Source organism: Desulfobacula sp., from assembly GCF_014237455.1.
In the GTDB taxonomy this organism is placed as follows: domain Bacteria; phylum Desulfobacterota; class Desulfobacteria; order Desulfobacterales; family Desulfobacteraceae; genus Desulfobacula.
Genome location: NZ_JABZFL010000041.1, coordinates 49518 through 71535 on the forward strand (window position 1 = coordinate 49518; position 22018 = coordinate 71535).

General features: G+C 45.1%; 16 protein-coding genes and 1 riboswitch. Of the genes, 7 read left to right on the plus strand and 9 right to left on the minus strand.

Features of this window, described 5'->3' with window-relative positions; genetic code table 11:
- The first annotated feature begins 149 nt into the window (after positions 1 to 149).
- The 5 genes from HGJ91_RS06100 (at position 150) to cobT (ending at position 5118) form a co-directional block, all read left to right on the plus strand.
- Positions 150 to 1259, plus strand: coding sequence for an iron ABC transporter substrate-binding protein (locus HGJ91_RS06100; RefSeq protein ID WP_291346820.1), 1110 nt, complete (start codon positions 150 to 152; stop codon positions 1257 to 1259).
- A 12-nt stretch (positions 1260 to 1271) separates the two neighbouring features.
- On the plus strand, positions 1272 to 2342 hold the full coding sequence (locus HGJ91_RS06105; protein ID WP_291346821.1) for an iron ABC transporter permease: 1071 nt from the start codon (positions 1272 to 1274) through the stop codon (positions 2340 to 2342).
- The gene (locus HGJ91_RS06110; protein ID WP_291346822.1) at positions 2339 to 3109 is read left to right on the plus strand and encodes an ABC transporter ATP-binding protein; all 771 of its coding nucleotides are present in this window, start codon (positions 2339 to 2341) and stop codon (positions 3107 to 3109) included. Before HGJ91_RS06105 ends, HGJ91_RS06110 begins: the two co-directional genes overlap by 4 nt.
- A gap of 22 nt (positions 3110 to 3131) precedes the next feature.
- Positions 3132 to 3749, plus strand: coding sequence for an FmdE family protein (locus tag HGJ91_RS06115; protein WP_291346823.1), 618 nt, complete (start codon positions 3132 to 3134; stop codon positions 3747 to 3749).
- A gap of 44 nt (positions 3750 to 3793) precedes the next feature.
- Positions 3794 to 3971: riboswitch (cobalamin riboswitch) on the plus strand.
- Positions 3972 to 4056: 85 nt separating this feature from the next.
- The gene (gene cobT, locus HGJ91_RS06120) at positions 4057 to 5118 is read left to right on the plus strand and encodes a nicotinate-nucleotide--dimethylbenzimidazole phosphoribosyltransferase (RefSeq protein WP_291346824.1); all 1062 of its coding nucleotides are present in this window, start codon (positions 4057 to 4059) and stop codon (positions 5116 to 5118) included.
- A gap of 53 nt (positions 5119 to 5171) precedes the next feature.
- Here the strand turns inward: cobT and HGJ91_RS06125 are convergent, their stop codons facing one another.
- From HGJ91_RS06125 to HGJ91_RS06160, 8 genes are all read right to left on the minus strand, one after another.
- The gene (locus HGJ91_RS06125; protein WP_291346825.1) at positions 5172 to 5978 is read right to left on the minus strand and encodes an alpha/beta hydrolase; all 807 of its coding nucleotides are present in this window, start codon (positions 5976 to 5978) and stop codon (positions 5172 to 5174) included.
- A gap of 83 nt (positions 5979 to 6061) precedes the next feature.
- A complete protein-coding gene (locus HGJ91_RS06130; protein ID WP_291346826.1) occupies positions 6062 to 6742 on the minus strand; it encodes an ABC transporter ATP-binding protein in 681 nt (226 codons plus the stop codon).
- 20 nt (positions 6743 to 6762) lie between these two features.
- Positions 6763 to 7923 (minus strand): FtsX-like permease family protein, encoded by a 1161-nt coding sequence (locus HGJ91_RS06135; RefSeq protein WP_291346827.1) that lies wholly within the window; start codon positions 7921 to 7923, stop codon positions 6763 to 6765.
- Positions 7910 to 8350 carry a hypothetical protein gene (locus HGJ91_RS06140; RefSeq protein ID WP_291346828.1) on the minus strand — a complete coding sequence of 147 codons (441 nt, stop codon included), beginning with the start codon at positions 8348 to 8350 and terminating at the stop codon, positions 7910 to 7912. The genes HGJ91_RS06135 and HGJ91_RS06140 overlap by 14 nt, the downstream gene beginning before the upstream one ends.
- Before the next feature lie 167 nt (positions 8351 to 8517).
- The gene (locus tag HGJ91_RS06145) at positions 8518 to 8988 is read right to left on the minus strand and encodes a DUF2318 domain-containing protein (protein WP_291346829.1); all 471 of its coding nucleotides are present in this window, start codon (positions 8986 to 8988) and stop codon (positions 8518 to 8520) included.
- 14 nt (positions 8989 to 9002) lie between these two features.
- Positions 9003 to 9512: a heavy-metal-associated domain-containing protein gene (locus HGJ91_RS06150; protein WP_291346830.1), complete on the minus strand. Its 510-nt coding sequence runs from the start codon at positions 9510 to 9512 to the stop codon at positions 9003 to 9005.
- Positions 9513 to 9717: 205 nt separating this feature from the next.
- Complete coding sequence (locus HGJ91_RS06155; RefSeq protein WP_291346831.1) at positions 9718 to 11058, minus strand: sigma-54 dependent transcriptional regulator; 1341 nt, start codon at positions 11056 to 11058, stop codon at positions 9718 to 9720.
- Positions 11051 to 12184, minus strand: coding sequence for a HAMP domain-containing sensor histidine kinase (locus tag HGJ91_RS06160; RefSeq protein WP_291346832.1), 1134 nt, complete (start codon positions 12182 to 12184; stop codon positions 11051 to 11053). The genes HGJ91_RS06155 and HGJ91_RS06160 overlap by 8 nt, the downstream gene beginning before the upstream one ends.
- 187 nt (positions 12185 to 12371) lie before the next feature.
- On the opposite strand from HGJ91_RS06160, the gene HGJ91_RS06165 reads away from it, so the two are divergent.
- Both HGJ91_RS06165 and mutY read left to right on the plus strand, forming a co-directional pair.
- On the plus strand, positions 12372 to 12953 hold the full coding sequence (locus HGJ91_RS06165; RefSeq protein ID WP_291346833.1) for a hypothetical protein: 582 nt from the start codon (positions 12372 to 12374) through the stop codon (positions 12951 to 12953).
- Between the two features lie 34 nt (positions 12954 to 12987).
- Complete coding sequence (gene mutY, locus HGJ91_RS06170) at positions 12988 to 14088, plus strand: A/G-specific adenine glycosylase (protein ID WP_291346834.1); 1101 nt, start codon at positions 12988 to 12990, stop codon at positions 14086 to 14088.
- A gap of 80 nt (positions 14089 to 14168) precedes the next feature.
- Here mutY and HGJ91_RS06175 read toward each other — a convergent pair whose 3' ends face one another.
- The gene (locus tag HGJ91_RS06175) at positions 14169 to 21914 is read right to left on the minus strand and encodes an autotransporter outer membrane beta-barrel domain-containing protein (protein WP_291346835.1); all 7746 of its coding nucleotides are present in this window, start codon (positions 21912 to 21914) and stop codon (positions 14169 to 14171) included.
- Positions 21915 to 22018: the final 104 nt, after the last annotated feature.

Sequence of the window (22018 nt, forward strand, 5' to 3'; positions counted from 1 at the left end):
GGAATCTAATAAAAATAATAAAACTTTTGTCTGAAGACAAAAAATAAAATTGTAAAAATATAATATTAAAATTAAGCCATGAAGGCTAGTAATTCCTTTTTTAGAGGGATTATACCTTTGTGGCTTTTTTATTTTTAGAGGAGAGGACGATGAAAAAAATATATTTTACCCCATTATTTACTTTTCTGTTTTTGGCTGTCTTTACGTGTCTTGCCATTGCTCAGCCGTTAAGACAGGTAACAGATGCCAACCTGCGAGTAGTCAACTTACCCCAGAAAATTGACCGGATAATCTGTTCCGGCCCAGGAAGTTTAAGGCTGATCACCTATTTCGATGCCCAGGATCTTGTTGTGGCTGTTGATGATATGGAAACAAAAAAGAGGAAATTTGATGCCCGCCCTTATTTTCTGGCCAATCCACAATTTAAAGAACTTCCTGTTTTCGGGGGATTCAGAGGGTATGATGATCCTGAAAAAATACTGGGATTAAAAAATTTCCCCCAGGTTATTTTTAAAACATACGCCACCATGGGATATGATCCGGTTGAGCTTGAACAAAAAACCGGGATTCCAGTTGTCATCCTTGAATATGGCGACCTTTTCAAAGGCAGGAAAAAATTTTTCAATGCACTGAATATCATCGGTCAGGTATTGCAAAAAGAATCCCGGGCTAAAGAATTGATCTATTTTTTTAATGAACATATTCATGAGCTTGAAAATAGGACTAAAAATATTGCTGATAAAAAGACCTGCTTTATCGGGGGAATTGCATTCAAGGGTCCCCATGGGTTTCAATCCACAGAGCCCTCTTACCCTCCTTTTCAATTTATCAATGCAAAAAATATTGCCTCAACCGGAGATATGACAGGTAAAAGTTTCCATCACAGCAACTTTTCCAAAGAAAAAATACTACAGGCTGACCCTGATATCCTGTTTCTGGATCTATCCACCCTTCAGATGGGAGAAGATCATGGCGGTCTTCATGAACTCAAAAATGACCCGGTTTACAAGGGACTGACTGCTGTAACCACTAATAATGTATACGGCGTACTTCCCTATAACTGGTACACTCAAAATTTTGGATCTATCCTTGCGGATGCCTGGTATATTGGAAAAATATTATATCCTGACAGGTTTGCCGATACAGACCCTGAAAAAAAAGCTGATGATATCTATGAATTCCTTGTTTCAAAGCCTGTTTTTGATTCAATGAATTCCTTGTTCAAAAACATGGTTTTTAAACCCGTGGATATAAATTAAAGGCTGCAAACAATGCATTTTGAAAATGGTGAGATATCAGAGGAATATTCTGCTTATATAAGAAAAAAAACGGTGTTTATTTTCCTGGTTTTTATTGTCCTTATCCTGATGATTATTATCAGCATATCTCTTGGGTCAGTCCATATAGGCTTTATTGAAGTTATTAAAACTCTTTTGAACAATTCCGATTCCAGGCAATTTGAGCTGATCATCTGGAACATAAGATTGCCCCAGACCCTGACAGCCGTGGTTGCCGGTGCAGGTCTTGCCGCTTCCGGTGCTGTCATGCAGTCTGTCTTGAGAAATCCTCTGGCATCACCTTTTACCCTTGGCATTGCCCATGCCGCTGCATTTGGTGCTGCCTTTTCCGTCATGATCCTTGGGACGGGTGTAATGGCAAGCTCTTTAAATGATGCCTTAAATATTTCAAACCCCGTGATTACCTTATCATCTGCCTTTTTCTTTTCCATGGTAACGGCCTGCATTATCACCTACATCTCAAAGATCAGGGGATCTTCTCCGGAAATCATGGTGCTGACGGGGATTGCATTAGGCTCACTTTTTATGGCCGGAACCATGCTCCTTCAATTCTTTGCCGATGATGTTCAACTTGCTGCCATGGTGTTCTGGACATTTGGAGATGTTGCCAGGGCAGACTGGAAGGATTTTTACTTCCTTTCCGGGGTAACCTTCTGTCTTTTGGTCTATTTTCTGGCCAACACAAAAAATTACAATGCAATGGATATGGGAGATGAAACAGCTAAAGGACTGGGCGTAAAGGTTGAAATGGTAAGGCTTTCAGCCATGATGGCGGCATCTCTTGCTACATCTGTAATCATCTCTTTTATCGGTATTATCAGTTTTATAGGGCTTGTGGCCCCACATATTGTCCGGCGGGTGATCGGTGATGATCAAAGGTTTCTCATGCCGGCCTCCATTCTTGTGGGTGCTTTGATCTTGCTGTCTGCTGATATTGTGGCAAGGCTGGTCCTTTTACCCCATGTACTTCCTGTTTCTATTTTTACCTCATTCCTTGGAGCGCCCGTGTTTATTTATCTCATCATCAAAGGATATAGAAAATGATTCTTAAAGTGAATGATCTTGAATTTCAGTATAATAGCCATAAAACCCTGAAAAATGTCAGTTTTTCTATTCAACGGGGTGAAACAACCGTGATTCTCGGGCCCAATGGTGTTGGCAAGACAACCCTGCTTAAATGCCTGAATTCCATCCTTACTCCCCAGAACGGGGATATCCTTGTTAAGGACAAAAACATCAGGGCAATGGATATTAACCAAATCGCAAAAGAAATCTCCTATGTGGCACAAAAGAATGAAACGGCAAGGATTACGGCATTTGACGCCATTCTCCTGGGAAGACATCCCCATATCCGTTATAAAACAAGGCCCGATGATTTAAAAAAAGTAGATGCCGTCATAAAAAGGCTGGATCTTTCCCATCTGTGCCTGAAATACCTGGATCAGATGAGCGGGGGAGAACTGCAGAAAGTATCCATTGCAAGGGCCCTTGTCCAACAGACAGACCTTCTGTTGCTGGATGAACCCACAAGCAGTCTTGACCTGAAAAACCAGACAGATATTCTCGGGTTGATAAAACATATTGTAAAAGGACATAATATTGCTGCGGTAATGACCATGCATGACCTGAATACAGCCTTGCGGTTTTCAGATCAGTATTTATTTTTAAAGGATAAAACAATTTATGGGGCTGGAAAAATAAATAAAATCTCCGCAAAAATGATAGAAGCCGTTTATGGCGTCAGCGTTGAAATCGTTTATCACAAAGGATTCCCCCTGGTCATCCCCATTGAGAATAAAAAAGCAGCCTGAATTGAAAAAAAGGAGATTACAAATGACGTGTTCAATTAAAAAAGAAGTGATTGAAAAAACGATAGAGTTTCACGGCCATAGTTGCCCTGGCCTGGCTATAGGCATTCGGGTATCCGAACTTGCAATGGAAAAACTTGATATCCAAAATGCAAAAGCACCTGTATGCGTTACTGAAACAGACATGTGCGGTGTGGATGCCATCCAGTTTCTGACAGGATGTTCTTATGGCAAGGGCAACCTGATCCACAAAGATTACGGCAAGTCCGCATTTACCTTTTATGACAGAGATTCTCAAAAAGGTTTTCGAGCCGTATTCATGGATAATTTTGCTGATGATGAAAAGCAAACGGATGACACAAGAGTATTAATGAAAAAAATGATCCAAGGCAATGCCACAAAGCAAGAAGAAGAACAGCTTCAAAAATTACGGAACGACCGAATCAACCGGATACTTCAGGCTGATTTAAAAAATATTTTTTTGACAGAAGATGTGGACACCCCTCCGGTAAGACCTGCCCGGATTCTGAAAAGCATTCAATGTGACTCCTGTGGTGAAACAACGATGGAATCCCGCATCCGGCTGTTTGATGACAAAAACCTGTGTATCCCCTGCTTTCAGAATGTGGAACAAAAAATTTAGTTTTACAAAAAAATATTGACTTGATCTCCTTTGTTTTGTAAATAATTATCGTAATTTTTTATGGTTGCCTTGGCCAACGGAATACGGTGAAACTCCGTGACGGTCCCGCCGCTGTGATCGGAAACATCTGTTTTTTGCTATAGCCACTGTGAAAGCGGGAAGGCCAAAAAAACAGATTTAATGCCGGAAGTCAGAAGACGAGCCAGGTAACAATCTTTGTGAAACCCAATGGCAAAGGGTTTTGTAAGAATTCATCTCTTGCAAAACCCTTTTTTGATTTTGCAAGAGGTCCAATAGCGAGGAGACTATGACAGTATTAGAACAGACCATCCAATCTATCTCTAAAACACTCAATGAGGACGCATTCCATGCGGCCAAGGAACGACTTGCCAACCAGGCCAAGCCAGCCGGAAGCCTGGGAGTCATGGAAGATATCTCTGCAAGGCTTGCAGCCATCAAAGGCACCATTGATGTGAAACTTTCCAATAAGAGAATCGTTACCTGTGCCGGTGACCACGGGGTGACCCAGGAAGGGGTCAGTCTTTTCCCGTCTGAAGTCACCCCTCAGATGGTATATAATTTTGCAAACAACGGAGCATCAGTCAATGTGATTGGAAAGCATGCTGGAGCCATTGTAAAAGCAGCTGATCTGGGGGTTAACCATGACTTTGAACCCGACCTTCCCATATTTCATAAAAAAGTAAGATATGGGACAGCCAATTTTACAAAAGAACCTGCCATGACCCGGGAAGAGGCTATTTTATCCATTGAAGCGGGGATTGAAATTGTAAATGAACTTGATGCAGAGACTCCTGTTGATCTCCTGGGAACCGGTGACATGGGGATCGGCAACACAACCCCGTCTTCTGCCATCATTGCAGCCTTTTCCGGCATTGAAGTTGAAAAACTTACGGATCGCGGCACCGGCATAGATGATCAGGCCTTGAAAAACAAAATTGCCGTTATAAAAAAAGGCCTTTCCCTTCACCAGCCTGATCCCGATGACCCCATTGATGTTCTGTCAAAAGTCGGCGGCCTTGAAATCGGCGGCATTGCCGGTCTTGTCCTGGGAGCTTCTGCCAGAGGCATTCCCGTCATCTGTGACGGGTTCATCTCCACTGCCGGGGCCTTGATTGCCTGCGAACTTGCACCTGCTGCAAAAAAGTATCTCTTTGCCAGCCACAAATCTGTGGAAATGGGTCACAGGTTCATGCATGAAAAACTTGGACTTGACCCCTTGATTGATTTAAAATTCAGACTGGGAGAAGGAACGGGTGCTGCGGTCTGCATGGAGCTTATGGATCTTTCTACAAGAATTCTGGCAGACATTAAAACCTTTGAAGAAGTGGGAATCAATGACGCCCAATAAGAATTAACAGTATCAAGCCATGGCAATGTCTGTCATGGCCTGATATTCAGGCCTTAATTACCCCTGGCCTTTAATATAAAATCGTGGATTTTCCCCTGAAGGATCTTTTCTCCTGTATCCATAATATCGTTATGCCCGCAATCTTTTATCTCAACCAGTTCTTTTTCTCCTTTGAAATTCAAAATTTGCTGACGGGCAAAATGAATCGGAATAATATCATCATTAATGCCATGAAAGAGGATGGCCGGTGTCCGGGTTTGTCCGGCCCAGGTGTGAGCTAAAAATTTATGTTTCATTAAAAATTTAACCGGCAGCCAGAAATAATGATGCTGGCCAACCTGTGCAATGGAGGTATATGGAGAAATAAGAATCAAACCTTTGATATCGGTTCGGGTTGCTATCCATGTGGCCACTCCGGTTCCCAGGGACTCCCCCATAAGATATACGGACAGGTTCTCCTGATCCTTTCTTTTGATATGAAAAATCAGCTCAAGCGCCTGTTTAAGAAAAATGGCTTCACCAGGCGTATTTAAATCTTTCCCATAGCCAGGGTATTCAAATACAACCAGATTGGAATTAAACTCCTTTAAAAAATCCAGAAAATAGACCCTATCGCATGCGTTGCCGGCATTTCCGTGGAAAATGATAATCCAGGAGTCAGGATCTGATTTTGTCTTAAGATAGTAACGGATATCCCCGACTGTTTCTGCCCTGGCATTGCGCTGCTCCATTTCAGGGCAGTTCCCAAATGGGGTGGGGCCGGGGAAAAATAAAAGTTTGTCCTGAAAAAAATAGAGTACAACCAGAATAAGACTGTAGCACACGATGCCAAAGCTGATTACCTGTATGATTAATTTCATTTACAATTTCTATTGCAATCATAGCCGTGTTGTCAACAAGGATTTAAAACCATTTAACCCTGCCATCAAAAAAAATAATTATTTCATGCAAAGCATTCTCCGTCCTGGACCTTGATACTTCTGGTTGCATAGGCCTTAATGTCCTGATTATGGGTTACAACAATAACCGTATGCCCGTCTTTATTTAAAGATTGTAACAGCAGCATAATCTCTTCGGCAGTTTTTGAATCCAGATTTCCTGTGGGTTCATCTGCCAGGATAATGGGAGGTTTGTTGACAATGGCCCTTGCAACAGCCACTCTTTCCTGCTCTCCGCCTGACAGTTGATCCGGCAGCCGATGGGACTTGGCCCCAAGCCCGACCCGGTCAATCATTTCTAAGGCCATCTGGTTTTTGATCTTCTTTTTCTGACCTGTGACCGCCATGGGAAGTTTAACATTTTCCAGCACTGTCAGATAGGGTATGAGCTGAAAAGACTGAAAAATAAATCCAATATACTCACTCCTGAAATCAGCCCGCTGTTCAGCGGTTAAAGAATAGAGATCAAGGGAATCCACAAGGATCTGGCCCTCTGTCGGGTGATTAAGCGCCCCCATGATGGATAACAGCGTACTCTTACCTGAGCCGGACTGTCCCATAATGGCAATGAATTCCTCATCATCAATAAAAAAATCCATCTGTTTAATGGCATCTACTTTGATGTCGCCACTTTGATATATTTTTTTCAATCCGTGAATTTCGATTAAATGATTAACCTGTGTCATTTTTATTTTCTTTCTAATTTTTAAAGCGCTCTTAATGCCTCGCTCGGGTCCATGTTACTGGCTTTAAAGGCAGGGTAAAGGCTTGCCAGAAGGCTTAAAGCCACAGCCATAAATATGGAGACGATCCCTAAGTTTGCGTTAATTCCGGCAAACGCACCATCTTTGATCATAACGGGAATAATACCGTATGCAATCAGGTTTCCGATGACAAATCCCAGGATACCGCCAATGATACCCAGCAGCATAGCTTCCAGCAAAATAATCTGCATAACATGCCCACTTCTGAACCCGATGGCCCTGAAAATTCCGATTTCCCTTGTTCTCTCGTTAACCGATCCCATCATGGTGACCAGGACCAGCAATGAGCCGATGAGAATCACAATAATAGATACACCCAGGCTGAAGGATTTAAACATATCAATGGACTGCATTTTGGACATGACGGCCTGCTTCATGGCGGTCACTTTTGCATTGGGAAATTTTTCTGCAATCTGTAATGTCATTTCCGAGATGGGACATCCCTGGCAAAAGGCAGATATCTCAACCATTGAGAGCTTGTCCTCTTTTCCTAAAAGTCTCTGACTGGCACCTAAGCTTGCAATAATGGCATCATCCTCTGAAGCACCTGTGGGTTTTAAAATCGTTGCCACTTTAAAGGAGTTGCCTGAAAGATTTATGATACCACCTGTTTTAAACCCCAAAAGGGTTGCTATCTGAGACCCCAGCATTACCTCGTTTTCTTTTTCAGGAAAGGTGCCGCCGGTTTTATGCCACCAGGTTTTCAAGGCCAGTTCTTCTTCAAACAACACTCCCATTAACAGAACGTTTTTACCATTTACCGTGACAGGCCCCAAAACTTTAGGCGCTATAATAGAAAGGTTTTTATAATTTTTTATGGTTTTGATGTCCTCCAGCTGTTCCTGGTCAAATTCTCGGACCTTGTAACTGACACCCCCCACATCAATACCACCGTAATTGAGTGACAGGTTCTCACTTTTAGGAACCATGACAATATTGGCGCCGAACTGATTGAGACGCTCCTCAATATTCCGGGTCATGGTTTGGGTAATGGAAAGAAGAGTGACAACCGTTGAAATACCGATCACAAGACCCAACACCAGAAAAAACATTTTTCCTTTTCTACGTTTAATATTTCCAAAAGAGATATTATGAAGCTTCAAGTTCTTCCTCCTCTTTTTTCATTGTATTCTGATGCTGACGATGGTTGACCTGATTGAGCAGGGTTACATTCAAATTAGGCTGCTCAAACTTTGCCGTGATCTTGGAAAGGTTGACCAGACGCCGATCATAGGTAACAACAAGACGTGTGGTATGCTTGTTTGTAACCGTGTTTTTCACCCCTTGAATCGTATTGATCCCTGTAATAACACTCTCAGGCCAGGTTGAATCCGATTCCAGCTTAAAAATCGCATCATCCAAATGACGCGTAGCCATATAAGAAATTGCCTGGGGAACCGTCACAACACTCAGTCCCACGATAATAACCAAAGATACGATCACTGCGATGGTGCCAAATCCCAAGCCTCTTTTCCTTATCCCAAGGACTTTCTCTCTTTTCTCTCGATATTTTTCCGGATCATATGCCATATAAACACCCTTTATCTAAGCCATTTAGTGCCTGATCGAAAATTTGAAAATTTTTCCGAGTACAAGGCGGGCTTTTAATTTTTACCGGAGGAATACATTTAGTATTTCGAGGATAAAAATTAAAAGCCAACGCAGTAATCGGGGAAATTGGCGATTTTCGATGGGCACTATTTATACTTGCAATACCATGCGTTAGTATTAATATCCTGCATAGAGATCACAAGATTATCCCCATCGACCACCCGCATTAACGGAGCCGGGTTGCATCCGCCTTTGACTTCATTGATCCTGTCCGTGGCAAACCGTCTGCCGCAATTGGTACAGACCATGACATTGCCATCCTGGACATATCCTTTACCGGAGCGATAGCAGACATCACAGGAATCAATGGCAGCACGGATTACCCCATCAGTACTTTGAACCAGAAAAAAGTCTACCAGGGTCCCGTCATCTGACTTTGTTTTAAAATAATGCGCCTTTCCGTCATTCACTTCATTTATAGGAATATAGACATTTCCATCTTTGGGCTTCAAGGTTTTGAATTTGCTCCCAAAAAGTGCATAAGCATTTGAACCTGCTAAAAGCAGTATCAAAAGGATCATAAATCCAGCGAGTATTTTCTGATATAATTTCATCATTCTTTTCCTTAGGATTAAAGAGTTTCTGTTGGTTGAGAAACGCCCGGAAGTGAACAGCATGAGCCGGAAGGCGGTGCTATCCGGCCGGGTGAACCTTGATTGTTATTGCTGTTTGGAGGGAGCCCACCGGCACTGCAGCAACTGCCGCCGCCAGATGAAAACCCGGTTCTTTTGGATTCAATATAGGCAAAAGATTCTTTTTGTGAGATGGCATCAACCGTTTCCAGTTTCCCAGGATAACCGATGTCAAAAAGTGTCTGGGTTATTTTCTCAGCCGTTAACGGTGCGACAAAATCTACTGCAATCAATTTTCTGAATAAATTTGCGCCCATGCCTGAATACCCTTCCAAAGGCGTAAGCCCTGCATTGATCGTGGGAAAGCATCCCCCGCAGGACAGACTGTCTATTTTCAGAACTACCCGGCTTAAATTTCGGATCTGGGATTTTTCTGCCATGACCCATCCTGCCATTAAAACCAGAGCCAATACAACAGAACAAAAGATAATACGCTTTGTTTTTTTCACATTATCCTCCAAGTGTTTAAGTGTTTTTTTAGCAATCTACTTCCACCTATAAATCAAGACCCGTGCCAATGGTTCAATTTGATTGGATTAAATTCTAACAGATTGAAAAGATAAGAAATTATTTGATTGTGAGCGAGAAAAGCCCACCTAAGAAAAAATTGATTCGAAGACTATTCCACATACAAATGTAGAATAGTCTACAATCTTACAGGCCATACTTTTTCAGTCGGTATAAAAGAACGTGTCTGGGAATTTTTAACAATCTGGCAGCTTCCGACCGATTTTGCCCAGCCTTTTCAAGGGCTTTTAAAATATAACTTTTTTCAATATCCTCCAGAGCAATCCCTTCATTAGGAATTACAGGAGTAAGGGGTAACACCAATGATTTATGATCAAGCAACTGAAGATCTTCAGGCTCAATCACCGTCTTTTTCCTTAAAATAATACATCGTTCGACAATATTCTGCATCTCCCTGATATTCCCCGGCCATTGATAAGCATTTAGTACCTCCAGGGCTTTGGGAGAGAAAAAAACATCCCGGGGCGCATCAAATTTCTTTAAAAAGTGCTTTACCAGAGCAGGAATGTCTTCGATTCGCTCCCTTAACGGCGGGATAAATAAAGGGATCACACTCAACCTGTAATATAAATCCTCCCTGAATTCTCCCTGGACAATCTTTTTTTGAAGGTTTAGGTTAGTGGCTGCAACAATCCTGATATCTAGAGTCTTTACCCTTTCCGATCCCACGGGCTGGACTTCTTTTTCCTGAATAGCCCTTAATAATTTGACCTGGATATCGGTTGCCAGCTCTCCTATCTCATCTAAAAAAAGTGTCCCGCCGGAAGCAGTCTGGAAATGGCCTTTCCTGTCTTTTATGGCACCGGTAAAAGATCCTTTCACATGACCAAAAAGCTCACTTTCTAATAATCCTATCGGAATAGCCGCACAATTGACAGCAACCATGGGGCCATTACTTCGGGGGCTGTTCTGATGAATCAACCGTGCCAGAACTTCTTTACCGGTACCGGATTCACCGGTAATTAAAACCGTTGCCTCACTGTTTGCAGCCCTGGATGCCGTATCCAGCAACTCTTTCATGACTGAACTGGCTGACACAATGCCTTCCGTACCGGTAAGGCGATTAATTTCATTTGCCAGCAGCTTTGTTTTTGAACGTAACTTCTTAAGTTCCAGTGCCTTCTTACAGGACAAAATAAGGGTATCCCGATCAAACGGTTTGGTGATAAAATTAAAAGCGCCCTTATGCATAGCCTGAACAGCCATTTCAATGGATCCGAATGCCGTCATGATAATCACTGGGATATCGGGTGCGTCTTCTTTTATTTTTCCTAGAATATCAAGCCCGTTCATATCCCCTAATTTAACATCAGTCACCACAAGATCCGGAGAGGTTGTTTTAAAATATTCAAGCCCCTGTCCGCCCGAAGCTGCTGTTACAACATTAAACCCTTTTTCGGTCAGGTTGTATTCTGTGACCCGTCTTAAACTTTGATCATCATCAATTAATAATATGACTTCAGACATGTTTGATACTCTCATTATTTCCAAGTGTTTTTTCAGGCAAAAATATTGAAAAAGCTGCACCGCCAAGGGTTGATTCTTCAATAAATATTTTTCCCCCTAAGCTTTCAACTATCCTTTTTGAAATAGAAAGTCCAAGCCCTGTTCCCTCTTCCTTGAATGTCACAAATGACTGGAACACCTTTTCAAACAAGCCTTCATCTATCCCGGGTCCATCATCTGAAATACGAATGAGACACCCCCTTTCATATTTACCAAGTTCAATAATGATTCTGCCGTTTTTTTCAACGGCATCAACGGCATTGATCATAATATTCATCAAAACTTGAATCATGGCGGCTTCGTCTGTCACAAACTCCTTCTCTTCGGGTTCCGTCTGAATGGAAACCCGGATGGATTTCTCCTCCAGTCCCGCTTCAAGCAGTAAGACCACCTGGTTTATAATTTTTCCAACCGGTTCCTTTCTCACTTTGTCATGTTGCTGTTGGCCCCTGCAATATTTCAGGACATCTTCCACTGAATGATTCAGCCTTGAAATTTCAGAGCGCATAATTTCAATAAATTCATGTTTTGGATGATTCTCAGGCACCTCATCTGCCAGGATTTCAGCTGCCCCCTTTATGGAAGCCAAAGGGTTTTTTATTTCATGGGCAAGAGATGCCGACACATGGGCCAGCAGGGAAAGCTTTTGACTTTCTCCCAATTGTTTTTCTGCTTCTACAAGCTGGGAAGCCTGATCGTGAAGACGTTTATACGATCCAGCCAATTTTTCCGAAAGATTCTTATATTTTCCCTTTAATTTATTCTCCCTGCTTGAAATAAGCCCGATCACAACCCCGGCAGCAAGATAAAATAATATTTCCGACAATTCACTGTAGTAAGCTTCCGGTCCCCTTGCCCAGAACATGTAAAGATGAGGGACAAATGCCATACAGGAAAGAACAGCAAGACAAATCCCTCCCCGTAAACCATACAAAATGGCACCGATAGCAATGGGAAAATAGCATAGCCTCCGATAAGTATCATGGTAAAAAATCATGTGTCCAGGGGTAAGGGTGTGAAGGACACCAATCACCACAACAAAAACCAGCAGCAAAAAAAATAAGAGGCGTTTCATATTTGGTTTCATAATAAATCCAAGGGGGTCAAAGTCGTATTATATTTATCAAATATGAACTTTTCAAGAACCAATTTATATTTTTCCTTAATAAAAAGCTGTTATTTTATTCTCAGAACATCCAAAATAACTGGAATTAAAACAATAATACTGTTAAAAAAGAACTATAACAAATAACATTTAACCCTCAAGGAGGCAGATGATGAAATTGATTAAACTAAGCTTATCTTTGTTCTTTGCTATTCTTTTATTATTCGTTCCAAACAATGCAATGGCAGACAAATATTCAGATGCCATTAACGTGTTTAATAAGTCGGATGCTGTAAAACCATTTTTTAATAAGGCATATGGATATGCCGTGTTTCCAACTGTTGGAAAGGGTGGAATTGGTTTGGGGGGCGCCTATGGTTCAGGCAGAGTATACAAACAGGCAAAAATTTCAGGTACAGCCACGCTGATGAAAATAAGTATTGGTTTCCAACTGGGAGGACAGGCCTTCAGTCAAATCATTTTCTTCCAGGATAAACGCGCCTATAATGAGTTTACAGGCGGAAACTTTGAATTTGACGGTTCTGCGTCTGCCGTCGTCATCACAGCGGCAGCCCAGGCACAGGCAAGTACCCAGGGTACTACAGCCGGGGCAAGCATAGGACCCGCCACCGGCACCCAGGCAGAAACCAAATACACTAAAGGAATGGCCATATTTGTCCACACTCTGGGGGGGTTGATGTATGAAGTATCCATTGGCGGACAAAAATTCTCATTTACGCCCATAAATTAAGTTAACCTATTTTATCCGCTACCCTGACCGGATAGTGAAAGACGTATTATTCCATCTGAAACAACAAACAGACATCTGCCGGTTTCAAGCAAACCTTGCAAAATGGTATCAGGTACATCATCGAAAGCTTCCCTGGCGGGAGAGCCATGACCCGTACCGTATCTGGATATCAGAGGTCATGCTCCAGCAGACCCAGGTCAAAACGGTAATCCCCTATTTTTTAAATTTTATCGATCATTTCCCCACCCTTCAGGATCTGGCTGAATCTGATCTTGGAACGGTTCTCAAAATGTGGGAAGGACTAGGGTATTATGCCCGGGCCAGAAATTTTCATAAAGCTGCTGCTATCATCACAAATGACTTAAACGGTGCCATCCCGGATGACTTTTATCAGTTTAAAAAGCTGCCCGGAGTAGGGGACTATATTGGTGCGGCTGTCCAGAGTATTGCTTTTGGTCACCCATTTGCTGTGGTGGATGGAAATGTCAAACGGGTTTTAGCAAGACTGTATTGTATCAAATATCCTGTCAATAAACCCTCTTCCCATAAACAGTTCAAAGATTATGCCGACAGTCTTCTTGATAAAAACGAACCGAGAACATTTAACCAGGCCATGATGGAGCTGGGCGCATTATTATGCACTCCAAGGAACCCACAATGCAACACCTGTCCGGTTTCTGAATTTTGCAAAGCAGTTTTGTCTGATAAAGTGAATGCGTTCCCCAGGCGGGTTAGGGCCAAAAAGGTTCCCACCTATCATATTGCCGCTGGAATTGTCCGGAAAAATGGAAAAATCCTGATCACCCGGCGAAAGCTTGAGGGTCTTTTAGGAGGATTGTGGGAATTTCCAGGGGGAAAACTTAAAAAACATGAAGATGCCTCATCTGCCTGCATCCGAGAGCTACAGGAAGAAACCGGTATTACCACCCAAATAGAATCTCATCTGACAACCATACACCATGCCTACACCCATTTTAAAATTCAAATGGACATTTTCTATTGCCGCTATATCTCCGGCAGGATTCACTTAACCGGACCCATTGATTTTAAATGGATCAGGCTCAAAGATATTGATACTTTTGCATTTCCAAAAGCCAACTTAAAGTTCATTCCCATGATTGAAGAAGAACAGTGATCACCTGTAGATTTAAAAAAACCACAGGTGATCCCACCGGCCAGATGTTGAATTTATAGGGTTTTTCTGTGCTCATTCTTTTAAAACTCATAGCGGATCAGGAAAAACACTTCCTGTGCCATGTAACCATCTCGGAACTCGGCTGTATACTTGATCGGGAAAGATAGACCGTTTTTATAAAAAAATGTGGCCCCGGCTTCGAGCAAAAGGCTGTTTGAGTCTATATTCTGGCCATCAATTGAAAACTTGGTACCAGGTGCACCGGCAAATGCCCCGGTGATGACCTGGTCATCAATGGCAAAATCATGCTTCCAGGCCAGGCGAAGCTCCGGCATCAGTTCAAAGTTCTCGTACGTCAGTCGTCTGGCCGCTACAGCACCTATCTGGAAAAATAATGCCTCAGTCCGGCGATCGTCCACCCTCAGATTGAGAGCACCTGCTCCCGATTCTGTAAAACTGTCCTCACTATGAGAAAGGTAGTTCAACGCGGCGAACGGCCCCAGCATGCAGCGATCAAAGCTGAAATTGTATCCCCCTTCCAGGTAACCGGAAAAAATGGTTCCGTCATGATCACTGGCAGCGGTGCGCTCAATGTCACCGATGGTAATGTTGCGGATGGTATCATATTCCTGGTAGCCATAGGAAAGGGAGGCATCCAGGTAATAGCGCCCGGTGAACCAGCTGCCGTATAGCGAGACCATGGAAGCATCGATGTCACCGTCACCCATGTTGTGCTCAAAATCGATATCCGCTCTTGAAAAGCCCAGGCTGATGCCGAAAAGCATATGATCATTCAAAAAACGGTCTGCCCCGAGCGTCCCGCCATAAAGCTCATAGTCATATCCGATGAAACCATCCTCACCGTCCTGGTCACCCCACTGTCCGAACCCCTGCATCCACACGCCATATCCGGGACGGGTTTCAGCTGCGGCCGTCTTCAGGCTGGCACGCAGGCTGTGCATGCGTTGCTGAATAGTTTTAATATATTGCTGTGTGCTGCTGAGGGTAGTTCTGGTGGAGTTATTGTAAAGATCGGGGCTTAAGCTGGCAAACGCTTTGTTGAAGTCAGATTCTGACAGAGACTGAAACTCTCCTAGGATCAGCGACATGTCGCCGTTAGCATGAGGTGTGATATCATCCAGATGCTGCGCGATTGTCCTTTGCAAAGAATTGTCAGCTACGGTGGTGAAGCTCTTAGCCAAGGTTTCGACTTCCACTCGGTCAGAATAGGTGAATGCCTGAAAACTCAGCAGCGGCTTATCCTCCGGCAGCGTTTCACTGCTGAATACTCCATCAACGTCGTCGGCCAATACGACATCGTACCGGGTTCCGTTTATGAAAACGCCCGGTTCTTTGACCACATTCAGCTCCCCGTTCAATTGCGCCTTGCCGTTCACGTTCAACTGGCCGTGACTTCCATCCCCATTCACATATGTCTTAAAGCTGGCATCATCTGCCATGGCATAATTGCTGTCTATTTGAAGGGTTCCCTGATTGACCTCGATTCGCTGCATGGTTGGGAGACTTGTCGCAGAATAGATTCCAGCGCCCTGTTTAACCGCATTTTCAAAGGCCGTGGGAACAAAATCAATACTGCCGAGTCCGTCAAATATTAACGTATCAATTCCAGCCGCTCCTGTTACGTCGCCCACAACCAGTGGCGTGCCGGAAAGTGTCAGCCTATCGTCTCCTTCACCCAAATCAATGTGCCCATTCGTCTCAGAATCGTTTATAAGAAAAAGCCAGTCGTTACCGCCGCCCGAGGTGATACCCACTCGTAAACTTGAAATGCCGTTTTTAATATTTGTCGCGCTGATTGTGCCTTCATTCGTGATCATATCATCCCCATCGCCTGTCTGAATCCCCATGGCACAGGTGTCTGCAAAAGAAAATCTATATCGATGTTCATCACCCCAGGTCGAATCAACATGCAAAGCCGTCGTGGCATCTGCATCCGCAGTTACATTAATCGTGCCGTAATTTTTGACGGTGTTCCCTCCGTCTCCTGTTTGGATTCCTATTGCAGTCGCATAGGAATTGGCAATGGCCTTTCCATGGGGATCATCGGCATACGTATCGGCATAGCCATACGAATGGGCGATTGCGGTGGCATTGACCTCTATGGTGCCGGTGTCGTAGTTGATGATCTCGTTTATACCCTGACCTGCTGAAATCCCGAGCGCCTCAGCACTGACACCCGGTGAACTTTCACTTCCGATGAATGCCCAGCCATAATCCTCCCCGTGGCCATATGCATAGGCATCTGCTGCAGCACTAACAGTCATATTGCCGTAATTCCTGAGTATGTTTTGACCATTTCCAACGAGAATTCCTTCAGCCTTTGCATCTCCCCCCGCATATGCCTCAGCATGGTTTGTGGCGCCTGCTGTATTGGCATATGCCCAAGCGTCAGCATCGACGGAGGATGATATGATAATATTGTTATGATTTTCAATAATATTGACACCGTCTCCAGCTGAAATACCCGCAGCATTGGAGGTCAGCGCGGTGTCCTCCATGCCGGCGTATGCCAACGAATTCATGAGGTGCGCAGAGGGATAGTCTGATAGCGCGATACCCGTATTTACGGCAGTCACTGTAATTGTCCCGGTGTTTGTGTTTATTATTGAATTATCTCCATTCCCTGCTTTGATCCCTGCGGCATCTGCCGAGGCATCGGTCTTTGATCTGGCAAAGGAATCGGATGGAACAGATTTTGCTAATCCGTGGGATTTCTGAATCACCTCAGATGCCACGGTAATCTGACCATTATTGACCACCGTGTTGCCGCCGTCGCCCAAAGATATACCGGCGCTGCTGCTATGGGCAATAGCTGAGGCGGTCGAATCCTCGTCTGCATAAGATTTAACGACGGTTGCAATGGGTGATTTGCCGGCACGGGCTGTGACATCAATAGTTCCTGTTTCCGAATTTGTCACCGTATTATTGTCATTTCCTGCCGCAATACCGAAGGCGTTAATTGTCATGTCCGAGGTTGCAATGGATTTGTTGTCTCCAATGTCTGTATCTGCTTCGGAATAACTCCATGTATCGCCACCTGAATGAACGTCAATGGTACTAAAATTGGAAATAGTATTGCTACCGGCTCCTGCATCAATACCAAATGCATCGGCGTTCACTTCAGCTTTCATCGTGGCTTCAGGTCCACCCCACCCAATCCAAACAGTAGCTTCACCTTCAGCCCGACCGTATGCATCCACCGATATCTCGCCGTTATTTTCAATGCTGTCGTTGCCTATCCCGCCTGAAATGCCTGTCGCAGAGGTATTTGCTACCGATTTACTATCTGCCCCTCCACCACCAATTGTACTGACCTTTGCTTCCGCATCAGCGTATGCGTATCCGCGGGCATGTACATCGATCTTGCCAGCTATTTCATCAACTTTTTCATTGATGATCACATCATTCCCTTCGCCGCCGTCAATACCGAAAGAGTCCACTGATACCGAGGTGCCGGCAACTCCAACCTCTAACCCTATAAACATACCTGCATATCCTAACGACTCTCCCTCGACCATCCAGTTGACCGGATCCCCGACATCTATGTTACCTGAATTGCGAACCGTGTCATCGCCATCACCGGCTGAGATGCCTGTTGCCTGCGCCTTGGCTCCCATGCTGGAGATGGTAAATGAGAATAAACTGGCTGCAAAACTCTCGCTGTCTGCCTTGGCCAGAGGTCCGCTGGCCGGTTCAACAGACCCAATGGTCATCGATCCGGTGTTTACGATCAAGTCTTTGCCACCACCGCTGCTTATCCCATGGATGATTGCCTCAGTAAACGAGGTCGCGTTGGTCAGATAGGCAAGCCCGATGGCTCCATTGCCTGCCTCTCCTAAAGCACTGGTAGTAACGTTGATGTCACCGTGGTTTTTGATGTCGTCCTCTGCATCACCACTTTGAATTCCTGTAGCAATTGCTTTAGCCGTAACACCCGTAAGATCGACTCCGGCACTGAATCCTGCACTCACCGAGCCAGCCAGGGTATCAACTTCGGCCACTACCTTTATGACACCGTCCTTGCTGTTGGTAATCTCGTTGCTGCCGTTGCCACCATAAATACCAGTGGCGCTTGCGTCTGAATTTATTCCAGCACTTGCCAGGGTTACCCCTAAAAGCTGAAAATTCAGACCTACTACATCAGCCACTGCATCTGATGCTACATCTATGTTCCCTTCATTCAATAATGTGTCTGATCCCATACCGCCGGCAATACCGATTGCATCCGCATCGACTGTTGACACAGACTTTGCAAACAAAGCCCCACCGCCTTGTACTACATAATTTTCGGCATCTATTTTGGCGTGAGAATCTACTGTAACAGATCCGCCGGAGAGGTTGGATATTGTGTCACCTGATGCCAACTCGTCACTTCCATAGTCTCCACGTATACCAACGGCTCCTGAAAGAGCTGTATTGCTGACATCTCCGGATGCGTAACCCGAAAAATTGGCGGTTGCTCCCAAACCATCAACAGTCGAGGTCGATTCAACATTGATGTCACCCTCGTTTTTTAAAGTATCAACGCCCAGGCCACCGTCTATGCCTACACTTTCAGAACTGGCCGTTGAAGAAGCTTCAGTTATACCGGCTCCGGCCGTAGAGATATTGATCGTGATCGTATCTGTTTTGGTTGTTGCTTCGGCCGATACTTCAACTGTTGATCGATTGGTGACCTGATCTTCCCCGTCACCACTGTCGATACCAGCAGCAACGGCCTCCGAATTTGTTTCCACGAGTGATATTGCCGCTCCGGCGCTAACGCCCTTTATCGCAACGGCCACGTCAACGGAAACGTTGGTTGAAGATACGTCTGCCTCGGCATTTGCCCGGATAGCCGACTCACTTGTAATCTTGTCGTTTCCACTTCCGGCATCTATTCCGGAAGCTCTGGCAGTGGCCAAAGTGCTGGTGTCAACCAATGATGCACCAAGGGCAACTCCCTTCCACGCTCCACTGACAGTGACCGCCACAGTATCACTCAAAGAGACTGCATAAGCAGAGCTGTCCAATGAATATCCGTCTTCAAGCTCCATATTTGCATTTGTGATTGTGTCATCACCACTACCGGTGTCTATACCAATAGCTGTCGCCTCGGCCTTTGTCTGAGCATCAGCATAGCTGAATCCGGCCGTAAGTCCTTCTCGGGTTCCAGTTACAGTGGCTGATACCATAGTGGAATCGGCGTCCGGATCGCCTCCCTCTTCGTTGGCCTGGACCTTTATCAGGCCATAATTGTTAACCGTATCATCCTCATCACCTGTATCAATCCCGATCGCGGTTGATACAGCTGTGGTGGTGCCGTCGGTAACCGAACCACCGAAGATTGCGTTCATCTCCTTGGTGAAACCGACTGCGGCCGTCACTCCTACAGATGTACTGGTGCTTTTTGAATCCGCATTAACCTCGATCTGTCCTGTAGCTGTGTTTGTGATGCTGTCCTGCCCCTTGCCCCCCTCGATGCCTACAGCTTCTGCCTCCGCCCGTGTTTCAGCATCGATATAGGTCAATCCGGCCACCAGTCCTTGGTCAACATTCTGAAAATCGACAATAATATCCTTAGATTCTGCTTCCGGCGTAGCGGTTGCACTGAGCAGGCCGGAGTTGGTGATGCTGTCATCTCCTTCACCGCCAATGATTCCCGCTGCTTCACCTGCTGCCCGTGTCGAGGTATCAGCTATAGCGCCACTCACACTGGCAGAGTCTTTTACGGACAACTGAACTTCAGCGACGACTTCTGTACTTGTTGAGGAAGGATCAGCGGTAACTGTCACTATTCCGGCAGTATCGATCGTGTCGTCACCTTCACCTCCTTCAATACCCGCTGCAATAGCAGAGGCCGTAGTATCCGCCCTTGCCATCGAGACTCCAACATTGAGCGCCCCATCAATTTTCCCCTGGACCCCTGCGGATACTGCAGTACTCGCTGCAGTGGCTGTTGCATCAGAGTTTAGTGTGCGCAAATCAGTAATCAAAATGGTATCGTTCCCCTCCCCACCATCTATGCCCGCGGCCACGGACTCTGATTTTATAGAAGTATCTGCAACCGAGGCCTGAAGGTCGAATTTATCGATATCATCGAATACTCCCTGAAGAGCAGCCGAAACAGTCACCCCCGTCGTCGTTGACGTTGCGTCAACATCGATCAGATTCCCATTATGGGTGATGTTATCGTCTCCTTCGCCCCCTTCAATCCCTGCTGACTCTGCCAAAGCAGTAACCCCCGCTCCTCCCAAGGCAAATGCCGGAGAGGGCATATCCATTACCGGTTCCAGAATAGGCAGGCTCAGATTCACACTGATATCTTCAGCAGTCGAATTGGCTTGCACTGTGATTGGGCCTTCATTGATGATGGTATCTATGCCAATCCCACCACGGATTCCAATGGCGGAAGTCTCGGCTGTTGGGCTGGCACTGGCGAGCGATTTTCCTTGAAGGACATCAATGACAGAGCTCGGGATACCTTCGGCACCAATTGAAACTGTAGTTCCTTCAAGAGTTGAAGTGGCCGAAACATTTATTGTACCTGTATTGGAGATAGTGTCATCTCCCCCCTCACCGCTTATCCCCACCGCAGTCGCCGTGGACAGGGTGTCCGCGCTGCCCGCACTGGTGCCCAGAAGCTCCCCCCAGAAGCCGGGACCGACAGTGAGATCAACGAAAGTGAAATTTATGCCCACCTTGTCCACCCCGGATGTCGCAGTGGAAGTAATGGACCAGGTGTTGGTGATTTGATCTGCTCCGTCGTTGCCCTCGATTCCGGTTGCTTTCGACTCCACCGTCAGGCCGGAAGACCCAAGACCCCAGTCTGTAATATTAAACTCAACTTTCCAAAGTTCGCTCTGCGCTGTAGCAGTGGATTCAATCGTCCCATGGTTTTCAACGCTGTTGTTTTTCAAACCTGTTTTTATTCCAATGGCCTCGCCACTGGCTAATGCAGTTGTATCTGCGACCGACCAGTCCATCACCTCATTTCTGAAATCTGAGTTATCGGCCTTTGCTGTAGCGGTTGATTTAATCAAACCCTCGTTAGTAATGATATCGGAAGGACTAACACCATCATCTTCGCCAGGACCGCCTATAATTCCTATTGATGTTGCTTCTGCTGTGACGCCCGCATCCATACTGGCCTTGTCCACGAGCTGCGTCGTAAATTCTCCTGCAGAAGCGTTCGCTTCTGCACTGACTGTAAGCGTATCAATGTTGGTAATCGTAAGACTCCCAACACCACTGCCTATTCCAGTTGCAGCGGCCGTGGCGCTGGCACTGACATCCACGCTGTTATCACCCGCAGCCGTAAAGACCATATCATCTGTGGTCGCAGTGGCAGTTGAAGTCACTTCAATGATCGCGGTGTTTTCCACTCCGTCCACGCCGTCTCCGGTATTGATTGCGGTTGCTCGTGAAGTGGCAGTCGATGCGGTTTCCGATACGGGCAATGCAACTGCATCAGCATTCGCGCTGACCGCACCATTGTTTGTAATCTGGTCATCCCCAATTCCGGCATCAACCGCAGTAACATCTGCATCAGCAGTCGATTCAGATGTCTGCAAGCTATCTCCTATAATCTGAGAGCTGCCTTCAATTAAAATTGTATCATCGCCTTCATAACTGATGATACCTTCATGGATGCTTGTACTGACAATAGTATCGTCCTGTGGGGTACCGTGCAGAATTTCTGCATAGCTGACGGGTAAGTAAAAAATAATAGAATAAAAGGAAATACACAACGACAGTAGCGAAAGACAAAACATCTTCATATCGCTTTCTCCTTTATGGAAAGCCTGCTGTTTATAGAAAAGCAAAAATGCTCCGAGGCAGGGCTATAGGGCTGGAATAAAAGAAAATCATCTTGTCAAACTGCATCCGATCAAATCACCTACAGTCCTTCTCAACGCCTTTATTTCAG

Bases quoted from the DNA above. Each gene is read 5' to 3' on its own strand.
- HGJ91_RS06100 (WP_291346820.1), top strand. From the start codon at position 150: ATGAAAAAAATATATTTTACCCCATTATTTACTTTTCTGTTTTTGGCT.
- HGJ91_RS06105 (WP_291346821.1), top strand. From the start codon at position 1,272: ATGCATTTTGAAAATGGTGAGATATCAGAGGAATATTCTGCTTATATA.
- HGJ91_RS06110 (WP_291346822.1), top strand. From the start codon at position 2,339: ATGATTCTTAAAGTGAATGATCTTGAATTTCAGTATAATAGCCATAAA.
- HGJ91_RS06115 (WP_291346823.1), top strand. From the start codon at position 3,132: ATGACGTGTTCAATTAAAAAAGAAGTGATTGAAAAAACGATAGAGTTT.
- cobT (WP_291346824.1), top strand. From the start codon at position 4,057: ATGACAGTATTAGAACAGACCATCCAATCTATCTCTAAAACACTCAAT.
- HGJ91_RS06125 (WP_291346825.1), bottom strand. From the start codon at position 5,978: ATGAAATTAATCATACAGGTAATCAGCTTTGGCATCGTGTGCTACAGT.
- HGJ91_RS06130 (WP_291346826.1), bottom strand. From the start codon at position 6,742: ATGACACAGGTTAATCATTTAATCGAAATTCACGGATTGAAAAAAATA.
- HGJ91_RS06140 (WP_291346828.1), bottom strand. From the start codon at position 8,350: ATGGCATATGATCCGGAAAAATATCGAGAGAAAAGAGAGAAAGTCCTT.
- HGJ91_RS06145 (WP_291346829.1), bottom strand. From the start codon at position 8,988: ATGATGAAATTATATCAGAAAATACTCGCTGGATTTATGATCCTTTTG.
- HGJ91_RS06155 (WP_291346831.1), bottom strand. From the start codon at position 11,058: ATGTCTGAAGTCATATTATTAATTGATGATGATCAAAGTTTAAGACGG.
- HGJ91_RS06160 (WP_291346832.1), bottom strand. From the start codon at position 12,184: ATGAAACCAAATATGAAACGCCTCTTATTTTTTTTGCTGCTGGTTTTT.
- HGJ91_RS06165 (WP_291346833.1), top strand. From the start codon at position 12,372: ATGATGAAATTGATTAAACTAAGCTTATCTTTGTTCTTTGCTATTCTT.